This is a genomic window from Corynebacterium sp. c3Ub_189 (assembly GCF_039907195.1).
Lineage (GTDB): Bacteria > Actinomycetota > Actinomycetes > Mycobacteriales > Mycobacteriaceae > Corynebacterium.
Genome location: NZ_JASBOF010000014.1, coordinates 1 through 14,601 on the forward strand (window position 1 = coordinate 1; position 14,601 = coordinate 14,601).

12 protein-coding genes and 1 other RNA gene are annotated in these 14,601 nt (G+C 61.5%); 6 read left to right on the forward strand and 7 right to left on the reverse strand.

The features are described 5' to 3' along the window. Positions 1–126: 126 nt before the first annotated feature. From QKD99_RS07920 to QKD99_RS07945, 6 genes are all read right to left on the reverse strand, one after another. Entirely contained in the window at positions 127–1,338 is a 1,212-nt protein-coding gene (locus tag QKD99_RS07920) for an IS110 family transposase (protein WP_011273191.1), read from the reverse strand. Positions 1,339–1,629: 291 nt separating this feature from the next. Next, a complete protein-coding gene (locus QKD99_RS07925) occupies positions 1,630–3,396 on the reverse strand; it encodes a metal ABC transporter permease (RefSeq protein WP_225746661.1) in 1,767 nt (588 codons plus the stop codon). Next, on the reverse strand, positions 3,393–4,202 hold the full coding sequence (locus tag QKD99_RS07930; protein WP_035006260.1) for a metal ABC transporter ATP-binding protein: 810 nt from the start codon (positions 4,200–4,202) through the stop codon (positions 3,393–3,395). The genes QKD99_RS07925 and QKD99_RS07930 overlap by 4 nt, the downstream gene beginning before the upstream one ends. A gap of 197 nt (positions 4,203–4,399) precedes the next feature. Next, the gene (locus QKD99_RS07935; protein ID WP_011273191.1) at positions 4,400–5,611 is read right to left on the reverse strand and encodes an IS110 family transposase; all 1,212 of its coding nucleotides are present in this window, start codon (positions 5,609–5,611) and stop codon (positions 4,400–4,402) included. A 736-nt stretch (positions 5,612–6,347) separates the two neighbouring features. Continuing rightward, a complete protein-coding gene (locus QKD99_RS07940; protein WP_347951172.1) occupies positions 6,348–7,355 on the reverse strand; it encodes an SURF1 family protein in 1,008 nt (335 codons plus the stop codon). Between the two features lie 10 nt (positions 7,356–7,365). Continuing rightward, positions 7,366–7,857, reverse strand: coding sequence for a low molecular weight protein-tyrosine-phosphatase (locus tag QKD99_RS07945; protein ID WP_239228280.1), 492 nt, complete (start codon positions 7,855–7,857; stop codon positions 7,366–7,368). Between the two features lie 95 nt (positions 7,858–7,952). Here QKD99_RS07945 and QKD99_RS07950 point away from each other — a divergent pair, with 95 nt between their 5' ends. The 5 genes from QKD99_RS07950 to QKD99_RS07970 all read left to right on the forward strand — a co-directional run bounded on the left by QKD99_RS07950 (position 7,953) and on the right by QKD99_RS07970 (position 12,822). Further along, positions 7,953–9,092: a Nif3-like dinuclear metal center hexameric protein gene (locus QKD99_RS07950; RefSeq protein WP_347951173.1), complete on the forward strand. Its 1,140-nt coding sequence runs from the start codon at positions 7,953–7,955 to the stop codon at positions 9,090–9,092. Then, positions 9,093–9,809, forward strand: coding sequence for a C4-type zinc ribbon domain-containing protein (locus QKD99_RS07955; protein WP_347951174.1), 717 nt, complete (start codon positions 9,093–9,095; stop codon positions 9,807–9,809). Continuing rightward, the gene (locus QKD99_RS07960; RefSeq protein ID WP_347951175.1) at positions 9,809–10,939 is read left to right on the forward strand and encodes a bifunctional RNase H/acid phosphatase; all 1,131 of its coding nucleotides are present in this window, start codon (positions 9,809–9,811) and stop codon (positions 10,937–10,939) included. Before QKD99_RS07955 ends, QKD99_RS07960 begins: the two co-directional genes overlap by 1 nt. 15 nt (positions 10,940–10,954) lie before the next feature. Next, positions 10,955–11,402: RNase P RNA component class A (gene rnpB, locus QKD99_RS07965), an RNA gene on the forward strand. A 25-nt stretch (positions 11,403–11,427) separates the two neighbouring features. After that, positions 11,428–12,822, forward strand: a complete 1,395-nt coding sequence (locus QKD99_RS07970; protein WP_347951176.1) for an RNB domain-containing ribonuclease — start codon at positions 11,428–11,430, stop codon at positions 12,820–12,822. A gap of 12 nt (positions 12,823–12,834) precedes the next feature. Here the strand turns inward: QKD99_RS07970 and QKD99_RS07975 are convergent, their stop codons facing one another. Then, positions 12,835–14,109, reverse strand: a complete 1,275-nt coding sequence (locus QKD99_RS07975; RefSeq protein WP_347951177.1) for a galactokinase family protein — start codon at positions 14,107–14,109, stop codon at positions 12,835–12,837. 259 nt (positions 14,110–14,368) lie between these two features. On the opposite strand from QKD99_RS07975, the gene QKD99_RS07980 reads away from it, so the two are divergent. After that, positions 14,369–14,557, forward strand: coding sequence for a hypothetical protein (locus QKD99_RS07980; RefSeq protein ID WP_238799357.1), 189 nt, complete (start codon positions 14,369–14,371; stop codon positions 14,555–14,557). Positions 14,558–14,601 lie beyond the last annotated feature (44 nt).

Genomic DNA, 14,601 nt, shown 5'->3' on the forward strand with positions numbered 1-14,601 from the left:
TTGGGGGGTGTCCCTATGTTTTTGTCAAGTGCCAGACCGATGTTGACGAGCACAGTCTTGGGAGTAGTTTCTTAGGCGTGCCTAGGAGCCGGCCAGCGTGTGCTGGTCGGCTTCGTCTTTGGGGCTTTATGCGGCGACGGGGCGTGGCGGGATTTCGCGGAAGAACTCCTTGTTTTTCAGCATCGCGTAGATGACATTGCATCGGCGTCGTGCCAGGCAGATGACTGCTGCGTTGTGGCGTTTTCCTTCAGCGCGTTTGCGTTCGTAATACCGCCGTGACGGTTCGTGGCTGCGGATAACTGCGAATGCGGAGTAGAACAAGGCGTTTTTCAGTCGTTTATTGCCTGACCGTGCCGGGAATTCACCTCTGATCGACGAACCGGATCGTCTAGTCACGGGTGCTATTCCAGCATAAGCAGCTAAGTGGCCAGCACTAGCGAAGTCGGAGCCATCACCGATCGCAAGAAGGATCTGCGCTGCGGTCTTGATGCCGACTCCGGGCATACTCATCAAGACCTCACAAAGAGGGAAATCAGCGAGCATCTCTTCAACCTGCTCAGCAATGGTGTTTCGTTGCTCTTTGAGGGCCTGGATGTTTGCAGCCAGTTGAGGAATTACTAACTCGGCGGCATCGCTTCCAGGCACGGTGACTGTTTGAGCTTTCAGCGCTGTAAAAATGTCGTCTACCAGCGGGGTGGGGTCTTTACGTGTGCGCTTGATCATCCAGTTCAACACTCGTTGGTATCCGGCTCTTTTTAGCCCCTGCGGTCCCTTGTAATGGATCAATAATTCCAGGATCGGCGTGCGAGTCAGGGTGCTACCAGCAAAAACTCGTTCCAGGCTGGGGTAGATCTGGGTGAGGACACTGCGAAGCCGATTGACAGTGCGAGTGCAATCGCGGGCGATGTCATCATCGAAGCCGGACAGCATCTTTAGGGCGGAGAGTACCTCATCATTGCGGTCGACGGCACGTAGCGTGTGGGGCATTGTGCGGGCGGTGTCGGCGATGATGAATGCGTCGCGTTTGTCTGTTTTTGCACGTCCCGGATAGAGATCTGCAGCTTTGCGCATCGCAAGACCTGGCAGGTATCCGACTTCGCAACCGCAGTCCCGGGCTACAGCAATCGGTAGTGCGCCGATGGTGTTGGGTTGGTCGACGATCACGAGCACGGTGCCAAGCTTCTGAAGCTGGTGAAAAACGCCTGCTAGTTCGGATTCGAGTTGAGGCAACGGTTTGTCGAAGACCTTGTTGCCATCACGGTCTAAGGCGCAGGCGTGGTGTTCAGATTTGCCGACGTCTAACCCAAGGAATATGTCGATGGAATGCTCCGGAGACATGATGAGCTCCTAGAAAACGAGATGGGTATGGCGTTGTTCCAGTCGCTGGTGTCATGACCTTCGTTGCAAGCACCCACGTTACAAAGAGACCTAGTTTAAAACTGGCCGTGTCCCTATCAGCTGTCATCGAAAGTCCTGGCACCCGGCGGCAACACCCCCCGGATTATGGAAACTACAGGGCAGGTAAGCCATACCGGGACCAGCGACTATCCCCATTATCGGGGACACTCACAAGGTAACGGGAATGCGACCGGGGAAGCCCAACGCATGTGGGCCTCGAGCATTCGCGTTTTAGCGCTTCAGCCCCGCGATCATGGTCTTCAAGTTGCTGCGCAGGAAATCCTCGTAGGTTCCCGCGACCGTGCCCGGCTTGCCGAGCTCATCGGAGTGCAGTGGCTCGTCGAAGATCGGAATCCCGGCCTCCTTCGAGACGGTCTTCATGGGGCGCGTATCCACGTTCGACTCCACGAACAGGTGCTTCGGGCGCTTGTCCTTCAGCTGGCGCACGAGGTGTCCGATCTGCGCGGGGGAGCCGTTTTCATCCGTGTCGATCTGCCAGATATACAGCTGCTCCATGCCGTAGGTGTCGACCATGTATTGGAAGGCATGTTCACTGGCCACGAGCACACGATCCTCCTTCGGCAGCGCACCGATCTGCTCGCGGTAGTCGGCGTCGATGCTCTCCAGCATGGCCTTGTACTCCGCCCCCTTCTCCTCGATGTGCTCGGCACGCTCGGGCAGGGCCTCGGCCAGCGCCGCGGTCACGTTCTCGGCCATCGCGATGCCGACGGTCGGGTCCAGGAAGGCGTGCGGGTTGATCTCCTGATTGCCCTTTTCGTCCTTGAGGTACTTCGGTTCCACGCCCTTGGTGGCCTCGACCATCTGGGAATCGTCCAGGCCCGCGGTGTTTTTCAGTTTCGCGAGCCAGCCGTGCTCACCGCCCTCGAGGTTCAGCCCGTTGTAGAACAGCAGGTCGGCGTCGCTCGTCGCATCCAGGTCCGCGGGCAGGGGGTCGTAGTCGTGCGGGTCCGTGCCGGTCGGCACGAGGTTATGGACGTCCACCGCCTCGCCGCCGATCTCCTCCACCAGGTCCGCCAGCAGCGTGAAGGTGGTGACGACGTTCAGCTGCTCACCGTCTGCCTTCTCCTCCGTCGAGAAGGTCACGGCCCCGAACACGAGGGCACCGCCCACCAGGAGGGCCAACAGCGCGGCCAGTGGCTTATTGCCCAGCGAGCGAGCAATCAGTCCCTTGCCTGGCGCGAAGAGGAAAGCCAGCAGGAACAGCGCGCTGGCGGTCAGCACGATCGTCACGCCGGAGGACACGTTGTAGCTATAGCTCAGGAACAGCCCCACTACGGAGCTGAGCGCCGAGATCGCCACTGAAAGCCCGATCATCACTCCCAGCCGGTTCGTCAGCAGGTACGCCGCCGACGCCGGAGTAATCAGCAGGGAGACCACCAGGATCACGCCCACCGTCTGCAGGGAAATGACCGTCACCAGCGTGAGCACCACCATCAGCCCGTAGTGGATTGCCCGCACGGGCACGCCAGCCGACTGCGCCATGACGGGGTCGAAGGTGCTGAGCTTGAGCTCCTTGTAAAAGACCAGCGTGAGAATCAGCACGGCAGCGGCAATACCGATCGAGAGGTTGCGGTCGGCGTCCTGAACGGTCAGGACGTTGCCGAAGAGGATCTCCGTCAGATCCGTCGCCGTCTGCGCTTTCGCCATGAGCAGCACGCCGATCGCGAAGAAGGTGGAAAAGACGATGCCGATCGCCGAATCGTTCTTCACAGTGGAGCGTTCGCCGATCAGCCCGATCGCCAGTGTGGCGAGTAGACCCGCGACCACCGCCCCGAGGAAGAGGTTCGTGCCGAGCAGGTAGGAGGCCGCGACCCCCGGTAGTACGGCGTGCGAGATGGCGTCGCCGATCAGGGCCATGCCGCGCAGCACGATGAAGCTGCCGACGATGCCGCAGGCCACGCCCACGATCACCGAGGTGATCAGCGCGTTTTGCAGGTAGCCGTGGCTGAGTAGTGAGTCGAGGAACTCCGCGATCATGCTGTCTCCTCCTGGAGGGCTGCCTGCCGTGGCGTGGGGTGGGCTGGTGCTGACGGCTCGCGGATGACGAGCGCGCCGAAGGCCTTCTGCAGCACGTCGGGGACGAAGACCTCCTCGGTGGGACCCGCCGCGACGAGCTCGCCGTTGAGGACGATGAGGTCGTTGTAGTAGCCGCGCACCGTGTTCATGTCGTGGTGCACGACGACGACGTGCTTGCCCGCGTCCGCCATCTGCCGCAGCAGGGTCACGATCGTCTTCTCGCTGGGGACGTCGATGCCGACGAAGGGCTCGTCCAGGAAGATGTACTCCGCGTCCTGGACGATGGCGCGGGCAAAGAGGACGCGCTGGAACTGTCCGCCCGAGAGTTCGCTGATGTGGCGGTGGCGAAAGTCCCACATGTCGACGTCCTTGAGAGCCTGGGTGGCTGCTTCGCGTTCGGCCTTGCCGGGGCGGTGGAAAAGACCCAGGCGCGGGTAAGTGCCCATCAGGACGGTGTCGAAGACGCTGGTGGGGAAGTTGCGGTCGAGGTCAGAGCGCTGCTCGATATAAGCGATTGCGCGGCGCTGCTCGGCGGGGGCCTTGCCGTCGAGGGTGACGGGGTAGCCGGCAGGGGCGCCGGTGGGGCCTGTGCCGTGGACGTTGTGTTTGTCCAGGATCTGGAGCATCGCCTTCATGAGGGTGGATTTGCCTGAGCCGTTGGGGCCGATGATGCCGTGCATGCCGGGGGAGTCGAGGGTGAAGCTGATGTTCCGAATCGCGGTGTTCGCGCCGTAGCTCACGCTCAAGTTCTGGACGCTAATACTCATGGCAGCCAAGAATAGCGTTCAGTTCAATGAATCACCAAATTCAATGTATTGAACTTTGGGGTGGGGTGGTGTTGGGGGGTGTCCCTATGTTTTTGTCAAGTGCCAGACCGATGTTGACGAGCACAGTCTTGGGAGTAGTTTCTTAGGCGTGCCTAGGAGCCGGCCAGCGTGTGCTGGTCGGCTTCGTCTTTGGGGCTTTATGCGGCGACGGGGCGTGGCGGGATTTCGCGGAAGAACTCCTTGTTTTTCAGCATCGCGTAGATGACATTGCATCGGCGTCGTGCCAGGCAGATGACTGCTGCGTTGTGGCGTTTTCCTTCAGCGCGTTTGCGTTCGTAATACCGCCGTGACGGTTCGTGGCTGCGGATAACTGCGAATGCGGAGTAGAACAAGGCGTTTTTCAGTCGTTTATTGCCTGACCGTGCCGGGAATTCACCTCTGATCGACGAACCGGATCGTCTAGTCACGGGTGCTATTCCAGCATAAGCAGCTAAGTGGCCAGCACTAGCGAAGTCGGAGCCATCACCGATCGCAAGAAGGATCTGCGCTGCGGTCTTGATGCCGACTCCGGGCATACTCATCAAGACCTCACAAAGAGGGAAATCAGCGAGCATCTCTTCAACCTGCTCAGCAATGGTGTTTCGTTGCTCTTTGAGGGCCTGGATGTTTGCAGCCAGTTGAGGAATTACTAACTCGGCGGCATCGCTTCCAGGCACGGTGACTGTTTGAGCTTTCAGCGCTGTAAAAATGTCGTCTACCAGCGGGGTGGGGTCTTTACGTGTGCGCTTGATCATCCAGTTCAACACTCGTTGGTATCCGGCTCTTTTTAGCCCCTGCGGTCCCTTGTAATGGATCAATAATTCCAGGATCGGCGTGCGAGTCAGGGTGCTACCAGCAAAAACTCGTTCCAGGCTGGGGTAGATCTGGGTGAGGACACTGCGAAGCCGATTGACAGTGCGAGTGCAATCGCGGGCGATGTCATCATCGAAGCCGGACAGCATCTTTAGGGCGGAGAGTACCTCATCATTGCGGTCGACGGCACGTAGCGTGTGGGGCATTGTGCGGGCGGTGTCGGCGATGATGAATGCGTCGCGTTTGTCTGTTTTTGCACGTCCCGGATAGAGATCTGCAGCTTTGCGCATCGCAAGACCTGGCAGGTATCCGACTTCGCAACCGCAGTCCCGGGCTACAGCAATCGGTAGTGCGCCGATGGTGTTGGGTTGGTCGACGATCACGAGCACGGTGCCAAGCTTCTGAAGCTGGTGAAAAACGCCTGCTAGTTCGGATTCGAGTTGAGGCAACGGTTTGTCGAAGACCTTGTTGCCATCACGGTCTAAGGCGCAGGCGTGGTGTTCAGATTTGCCGACGTCTAACCCAAGGAATATGTCGATGGAATGCTCCGGAGACATGATGAGCTCCTAGAAAACGAGATGGGTATGGCGTTGTTCCAGTCGCTGGTGTCATGACCTTCGTTGCAAGCACCCACGTTACAAAGAGACCTAGTTTAAAACTGGCCGTGTCCCTATCAGCTGTCATCGAAAGTCCTGGCACCCGGCGGCAACACCCCCCGGATTATGGAAACTACAGGGCAGGTAAGCCATACCGGGACCAGCGACTATCCCCATTATCGGGGACACTCACAAGGTAACGGGCATCGGGAGTGAATCTTGATGGCGGAGAGCCACCTGGTTAAAACCGCCATCGGTCGAAGCTTCGGCTGTCCGATTTGTTGCATTTTGTATCTTCACCGCAGTAGCAGTGTGGTCGAACGACCGTCTTCTACCACAGATTGGCAGCCACACCGGGGTTTTAGCGTCCCAAGGCCAGATATATGCTCCCGAAGCGTATATTTGACGTTAACTCAAAGGTCAGAGCCTAAAAGTCCCCGTTTCCAGACACACTTTCTGACCCTTAACCCCCACGACATCCGAGGCCTAAACGACAGCTTGTGTTGTTTTGCGGCGTGTCGAGTTAAACGACATTTTGTGTTGGTGGGCTTAGGTGGCTGGCAGCGTTAAGGAGTTAAAGCCTCGATAGCCAACTTGTGGCCACGTTATGCCCCAAGAGGGGAGGGCATAACGCATTAACGTGGCTGATTCGGGGCCTGGGCGGATGTTCAAGAAATAGCCTAGGCAGGCAGAGGACCTAGTAGCGCTCGCGGCGGCGCTTGTTCAGCTTGGCGTAGTGATCCGGCTTGGAGTCGCCGTAGCGCGAGCGATTGCGGCGGCTGGCGGCATGCGAGGAGGACGCGGCGGGAACGGCTGGGGCGGTATCGGTGGCGTCGTCAGCGGCCGCGTGGGCGTCGCGCCGGGAGGTCGCGGGGGACGGGGCTTCTACCGGTGCGGAGCTTGCACTGGAGGCGTCCGCGGGCTCGGATGGAGTTGAGGCATCGGCATCGAGGGCGGAGAGGGCTGCTTCCTCCTCGCGCAGGCGGCGGCGCTCACGGATTTCGGACCACACGAAGTAGCCCAAGCCCAGCGGGGCCATGATGCCGAAGGCAATCCATTGGTAGCCGTAGGAGAGGTGGTTGCCGCGGTCGAGCTGCGGGATGGGCATGGCGTTGAGCACGCCGGGCTGGTCGGCGGAGAGTTGGATGTAGTCGTGGGCCAAGGGGGCGTCGATAAGCGAGGCAATCTGCTCCGTATGGATGGAGTAGACCTGCTGGTAGCCCTCCTGCTTAATGGGGGCGGACTGGTGCTCGGCCTCGTCGGCGCGGATCATGCCGGTAAGTGTGGTCTCGCCAGAGGGAGCAGCAGGGATATCAGGCACGGCGTTGGCCTCGCCGGCCTTGACCCAGCCGCGGTTAACCAGGATGGTCAGGCCGGAATCGGTGCGGAAGGGAACCAGGGATTGGTAGGACGGGCCGGAATCGACCGGGCGCAGGCGCAGCAGCACCTCATCCTGCGGCAGGTAATGGCCGTGCAGGGTGGCGCGGGACCACTCATCGCCCTTGATGGCGCCGTTGCCATCCACGAGGTCTTCCACCGGCTGTGGGGCGGCCTCGTAGGCGTGGGTGATGAGCTCGTTGCGTTCCACAATGTCATCGTCCTTGCCCAGCTGCCACGGGGCAAGGACGGTAAAAGCCAGGTAGGAAAAAGCCACGACGAACAGCAGCAGTAGAACCCAACCCGGCTTAAGGAACGTCTTTAGCATGGGGCCTAGTTTAGTCGCGGTTAGCGCGAATCCAATCCAGCAGGCCAGGCACGGCGGCCTCAATATTCTTGCGTGTGGTTTCAAAATCCGCCGTGGAACCGTAATAGGGGTCTGCCACGTCCGCGTCCTCCGGGGAGTTGGGGTCGAAGCTGCGCATCAAGCGAATCTTGGCTGGGTCGATGCCGTGCTCAATGAGGGCTTCGCGGTGGCCCTTGTCCATAGCAATGAAAAGATCAGCGTCCATGTGCTCGGCGCCTAGCTTGGCCGCGCGGTGGGAACCGCCATCGTGGCCGCCGCGGCGCAGCTCGGCAATCGCGCGCTCATCTGCGCCTTGGCCCACATGCCAGCCGCCTAGGCCGCAGGAATCTACGGTGGCGACGAGGTCTAGCATGTCCTTTTCCATTTCATCGCGCACGATGATTTCTGCCATGGGGGAGCGGCAGATATTTCCGGTGCAGACAAAGACGAGGTAAAGGCCGGAGCGGGTATCGGATTCGGTCATGCGGAAAACCCCTTCGCGCGAATAGTACTGTGGTGCGGAAGATAGGATATAGCAGTAGTAACTATTCCATGAAACGAGCATAAAGGAGCACCTCTATGTCCGCTGTGAGCGTGGGCGATGTCCGCCGCGTACTCGATGAGGCCTACCCGCCGCACCTGGCGGAAAAGTGGGATGCCGTGGGGCTTATCTGCGGCGATCCGGCCGCGGAGGTAAAGCGGGTGGCCTTCGCTTTGGACTGCACCCAGGCGGTGGCCGAGCGCGCGGTGGAGCTCGGCGCGGACATGCTCGTGGTCCACCACCCGTTGCTGCTGCGCGGGGTGGAGTCCGTGGCGGCCGATACGCCCAAGGGCAAGGTAGTGCACACGCTGGTCAGCAATGGCGTTGCCCTCTTTGCAGCCCATACCAACGCGGATAAGGCGCGGCCGGGCGTCAACGACAAGCTCGCGGAGCTGGTAGGCATCAACCCCGGTCGGCCCATCGTGCCGGAGCCCCAGGGCGTGGATAAGTGGGGCGTGCACGTGCCGGTCGCCGCGGCCGAGGAAGTAAAGCAGGCGCTTTTCGACGTCGGCGCGGGCCACATTGGCGCCTACTCGCACTGCTCCTTTGACATCGCCGGCACGGGCCAATTCCAGCCGGAGGAGGGCGCTGACCCTACCGAGGGCACGATTGGCGCGCTGCACCGCGGCGAGGAACTCCGCGTCGAGTTTGTCGCCCCAGCCGCACTTCGCTCCTCCTTGCTGAAGGCCCTGCACACCGCCCACCCTTATGAGGTTCCGGCCTATGACATCACGGAAACCGCCGGCCACCAGGACCTGGACAAGGCGCTCGGCCTGGGGCGTGTGGGAGAGCTGCCGCAGGAGATGACCCTGCGCGAGTTCACCCAGCAGGTGGCAAATGCCCTGCCGGAGACCGCCTGGGGTATCCGCGCCGCCGGCGATCCGGACCAGAAGGTGCGCACGGTGGCCGTGTCTTCCGGTTCGGGAGATTCTTTCCTTTCTGCGGCCGCGAAGCTAGGCGTGGACGTGTACGTTACCTCGGATCTGCGCCACCACCCGGTGGATGAGCACCTGCGCGCCGGCGGCCCCGCCGTCATCGATACCGCCCACTGGGCCAGCGAATTTCCGTGGACGGCCCAAGCGCGCGATATCGTAGAGGATGCTTTAGAACTGGATACGGAAATTATTAGCCTGCGCACCGACCCGTGGACTATCTCTGCGCACCCAAAGGAGTCATAAGTGAAACTATCGCAAGAACTACAGCCGGTACTGCTGGAGCTGGCCAACCTGGAACGCTCGCAGGGCCATGGCGCTGAGAAGGAAATCCCGGAACAAGCCGAGTATGACAAGGCCAAAGAGGAGCACAAGCGCCTGCTCGATGCCTCCAGTTCTGCGCAGATGGCCGTCGATGACATGGAGACTGAAATCCTGCGCATCCAGGCCGATGAGCGCAAGCTGCGCCAGCGCGAGCGCGATGATAAGCGCCAGCTTGGCGCCGCTGTGGACCCAGAAACCCGCAAGGATCTGGAGCACGATCTCTACGCGGCCAAGTCCCGCATCGCAGACCTCATGAGCGAGCTGCAGGAGGCGCATAACGAGGTGCACGCGCTGCGGTCCAATCTGGACGTCCACGGCGCGCGCGTTTCTGATTCCGAGCGCAAGCTGGAAAAGCTGCGCCGCGCAGCCGAGGCGGCTAAGGAAGCGGCCGCCAATCAAGAAGATCCGGCCGTGCGCATCGGCGAGCTGCGCGATCAACTGCCCGCCGGAGTGCTCAGCGAGTACGATACCCAGCGCGAGGAAAACGGCGTAGGCGCCGCCCAGTTCAAGGCCAACCGTGCCTGCGGCGGCTGCTTCATCGTCTTGCCGCCGGCCGAGCAAAACGCTGTGCGCAATGCCCCGGCCGATGAGCTGCCGCAGTGCGGCGATTGCGGCTCCTACCTGGTGCGCCTGGTCTAATGAAGGTCATCATCTACGCCGATGGCGGCTCCCGCGGCAACCCCGGAGTAGCCGGTTCCGGCACCGTTATCTATGACGGCAGCGGGCAGCGCATCCTGCGCGAGATTGTCTACGTGGTAGGTACCAAGTCAACCAATAACGTCGCCGAATACAACGGCCTGTTGCGCGGGCTCGAAGCTGCCACCGAGATGGGCGCTACCGAGGTGGAATTCCACATGGATTCCAAGCTGGTGGTGGAACAAATCAACGGCCGCTGGAAGATCAAGCACCCCGATATGCAGAAGCTGGCCCTGCGCGCCCGCGAATACATCAACGGCTTTTCTACTTTCAGCCTGGACTGGGTACCGCGCGCCAAAAACAAGGTGGCAGACGCCCTGTCTAATGACGCCATGGATGCCGCGGCCGCCGGGCACCCCGAAGGCATCGTTGCCGGCGAAGAAGACTCCGAGCCAGCACCAGCCGCGGAACAGGACACCACCGCGCCGCACCCCACCGATTGGCTGGGGGACCGCGGACCTACCACCCGCTTTATCTTGCTTCGCCACGGGCAGACGGAGATGTCGGCTGCCAAGCAGTACTCGGGGCGCGCCAATCCGGGCCTTACCGAGCTTGGCCAAAAGCAGGCGCTCGCCGCGGCGCAAGCGCTTGCCGACGCCGACTTTGACGCCATCGTCTGCTCGCCCCTGCGCCGCTGCCAAGAGACCGCGGCGGCCGTGGCCAATGGCCGGGATATCGAGGTAGAGACCGTCGAAGGCCTCATCGAGGTGGACTTCGGTGCGTGGGAAGGCAAGACCGCAGCCGAGGCCCACCAGCGCGATCCGGAATTACACGAGGAATGGCTGCATGATGCGAGCGTCGCCTGTCCGGGCGGCGAATCGCTGCAGGCGGTCAACCGCCGCGTGCGCACTACCCGCAAGGAGCTCCAAGAGCGCTTCGCAGGAAAGACCGTGCTGGTGGTCAGCCACGTCAACCCAATTAAGTCCTTCATCCGCCAAGCACTCGATGCCGGCCCTGCCACCTTTGGGCATCTCTTCCTCGACCTGGCTGCCATTTCGCGGGTGGAATTCTGGGAAGGCGGCTCTATGGTGCACGGATTTAACGATGTGGGCCACCTGGCAGGCCTGCGCTAGAATAAAGAACGCGAATGAGCCGGCCGGGTGATCGCGTCGCTTCATACGGGCAGCCACGTGCTGCCGCGTGGGCGCCGAGGAAAGTCCGGACTCCACAGAGCACGGTGGTTGCTAACGGCAACCCGGGGAAACCCGCGGGCAAGTGCAACAGAAAGTAGACCGCCTTGTACCTCCACTTGGTTTCGGCCGAGTTGGAGCCACAAGGTAAGGGTGAAACGGTGCGTTAAGAGCGCACCAGCACCGTCAGTGATGGCGGTGGCTGGGTAAACCCCACCGGGAGCAAGGCATCACGGCCCCGCCACGTTGCGGGGCCCGATCAGGCGTTTTAAGGCTGCTCGCTCGAGCCTGAAGGTAGCTGCTGGAACCAACTGGCAACGGTTGGTCTAGATGGATGTTCACCGCGCGGTGCTTCCCAGGGAGTGCCGCGGTTAGACAGAATCCGGCTTATAGGCCGGCTCATTCGCCCTAATACGTTTATGGTGGTGGGCATGAAGCTCTACGCCGCCCCGCTCGATTTCCGCGCCATTGCCACAGAATTTTCGGTGGCCACCGATTTTCCGGCAGAGGTCACCGCCCAGGCCGCCCGCGCGCAGGACCGATACGCCGACTCGCGCCGCGACGCCCGCGACATTCCCTTCGTGACCCTGGATCCCGCCGGTTCCATGGACTTGGATCAGGCGGTCTACATCGAAGAACGCGAGGGCGGATACCGCGTCTTTTATGCCATCGCGGACGTTGCTGCTTTCATCGAGCCCGGCAGCGAGCTGGAGCGCGAGTCGTTCCGCCGCGGCCAGACCATCTATCTTCCCGATGAACCCGCGCGCCTGCACCCGCCAGAGCTTTCCGAGGACCGAGCCTCGCTACTGCCTGGCACCGATAAGCCGGCCGTGTTGTGGACCTTTGACTTGGATGGCAATGGCGAGGTGGAGTCCTTCCACGTCGAGCGCGCGCTCATTTACTCCCAGGCCCGCCTGGATTATGAAGGCGCGCATGCGGATCTTGCGGCCGGCAACCTCCACCCATCTATTGCACTGCTGCCAGTGGTCGGACGGCTGCGCCAGGAATCCTCCCTGCGCCGCGAGGCCATTTCCTTGCGCCTGCCCTCCCAGCGAGTGGTGGACAACGAGGACGGCACCTTCGAGCTCATCATCGAGCCACGCTATGAGGTCATGGACTTTAACTCGGAGATGTCTTTGCTTGCTGGCATGTGCGCCGGGCGCCTCATGCAGGAAGCTGGCGTGGGCTTCTTGCGCACCCTGCCCGCGGCCGAGCCGGAGCACGAGCGTCAATTTCGCGCCGAGGCGCAGGCCCTAGGCTTTGCGCTTGGCGACGCCCCCATTCCCCAATTCCTCCTCACCGTCGACGCCGATTCCCCGCGCGGCATGGCCGTCATGCGCGAAGCCCAAAGCCTTTTGCGCGGAGCCGACTATGCCTGGCTAGGCGAGCAGGAAGCGCAAGTACACGCCGGTATTGGTGGCTACTATGCCCACGTCACCGCGCCGTTGCGACGCCTTTCCGATAGGTTCGCCACGGAAGTATGCCTAGCGCTATGCGGCGATTATGAGGTTCCCGAGTGGGTAACAGGCAGCGCCACGGAGGTCATCGGGGCAATGCGTTCGACCTCGCAGCTCGCCTCCCAAGTGGATAAGGCTTGCCTGAACCTGACGGAGGCGACAGTGCTGCGACCTTGGCTGGGTACCAATTTCCCAGCCACTGTGGTTCGCGGCGATCCGAAGCGGGACAAGGCGCGGATTTTCGTGCCGGAGCCACCCGTCTTCGCCCACTCCGTGGGCGCACCGGAAACCGGCAGTGAAACCACTGTCTCGCTGGTGACGGCGGATACCGATTCGCGCGAGGTTCTTTTTGCCTGGCCGGCCGACTAGCCGGCAAGGCTCCTAGCCTTCGCCGCGGGCGGCCTCGCCTGGTTGCAGCTCGACGACGAGCAGCCCGTCTTCAGCCAAGTCAGCTGCGAAATTGTGCGCGCTTTTCGCTGGCACATAAGCAATGACCGCGTTCGAGGTGCCGGCATGCGCCGATCGACCCGCTACGGCACCGCGAACCGTGACCAGCTCGGCGAGTTTTTCTGCCGAATCCAAACCGTAGATATTGGCCAAGGAAGACTGCGACTGCAACAGGATAGGGAAGAGCTCCGCGCCGCGGTGCGAGCGCAGGCAGCGCGCAAACTTTTCTACGCGCTCAGTTTCTTCCTCATAAAAGGCCATCCACTCCGTGGCGGCGCTGATGCTCGGGCGGCCTTCCTCGCCGTATACCTTGTGCACGGCCTTGAGCCAGTCGAGGACGCGCTGTTGGGCGTCGGGAAGCAAGCGCAGCGAATCGGTGCCAAAGGAGTGGCACGCATCATCGATAAAGCGCTGGCGCTGGCGGATATCGGCGATGGCCTTTTCCTCCTGCGCGGAAAAATCCTCCGGCACCGCCACCGCAAAGACGGACATCGCGCGCCCCACCACATGCGGGGCGTGGGTGACCGAACCATCGGCGTAGTCCATGATGCACACGCCCTCACCCGTGCTGCGCAGCGCTGCGCTGTGGCGTGCGCGCAGTGGCGGCCGCGCTGCGAAGGTAGAAACGGCCTGGGTGCAGACATCCGCGACCCGGGCCCTCAACGGTGCATCGAGATCCGCATCTGCGCCCATGAGCGCTAGCGCCACCGCGACGTCCGCAGCGGCATCCGCGCCCACACCTGCGCCCTCTGGAATATCGGAGGCGATGGTGATATCCGCACCGGCCGTCTCTCGGGAGAGCAATTGACGATTAATCATCGTGTGGACAATGCCACCCACGCGGGCCGCTAACCCACCTCGTGGTGCCGGCGGAATAACAGGCTGGCCTTCCGCATCCGTGGTGGGCTGTTGCGCCGTTGCCAGTTCTGCAAGCGCCTGCAGGCTAATCGAGTCATGGGCAGTCTCGCCCTGAGCTGGGTGGAAATGGACGGCCACCACGCCGTCGGTGCGCGGGCTTACTGCCGCTGCAGCGCGCAACTTTCCTACACACATGGCGACAATGCCGCCGAAGTGATCAATATGTTCACCAATAAGGGACCACGTTGCCGGCGCGCTGGCGGTATGCGTTGGAGCGCTGCCCGTGAACTCGGTATGTGCTTGGGCGGCGCGCTCGGCTACGGGCTCTGCAGGCGTTGACCACAGTGGCATGGGTGCTAAAGCTCCTTTTCCAGGTTCTGGGACCAGTAGTCTTCGTTGCCCCACACACGCGGCGGTGCGTTTAAAGCAACGAACGCCCGCCACCTATGTGCGCGGTGGCGGGGAATACGACATGGATTCGTATAAAAGAATTGTGCTGCCCCACATTCTAGCGGGCAGCGGTGAGACAGCGTAGGTAGTGTGGGCAGAAACCATATCAGCGGCAGCAGTCAGCCGGTGCCGTTGATGCAACGACTGAGAGGATAGTTTCATGAGCGATGCAGACCAGAAGTGGTTCTTTGATCCCGCCACTAAGGAAGTCAGCCAAGGCAAGACCTCTGGTTGGGAAAATCGGATGGGCCCGTATGACACCCGCGAAGAGGCAGAGAACGCCATCGAAATCGCCCAAGCCCGCAATGATGCGGCAGATGCCGCAGACGAAGAAGATGACTGGAAGTAACTAACTCCCAGCCATCTCTTTTAAAGCCGTGTTTCCCGGCGCCG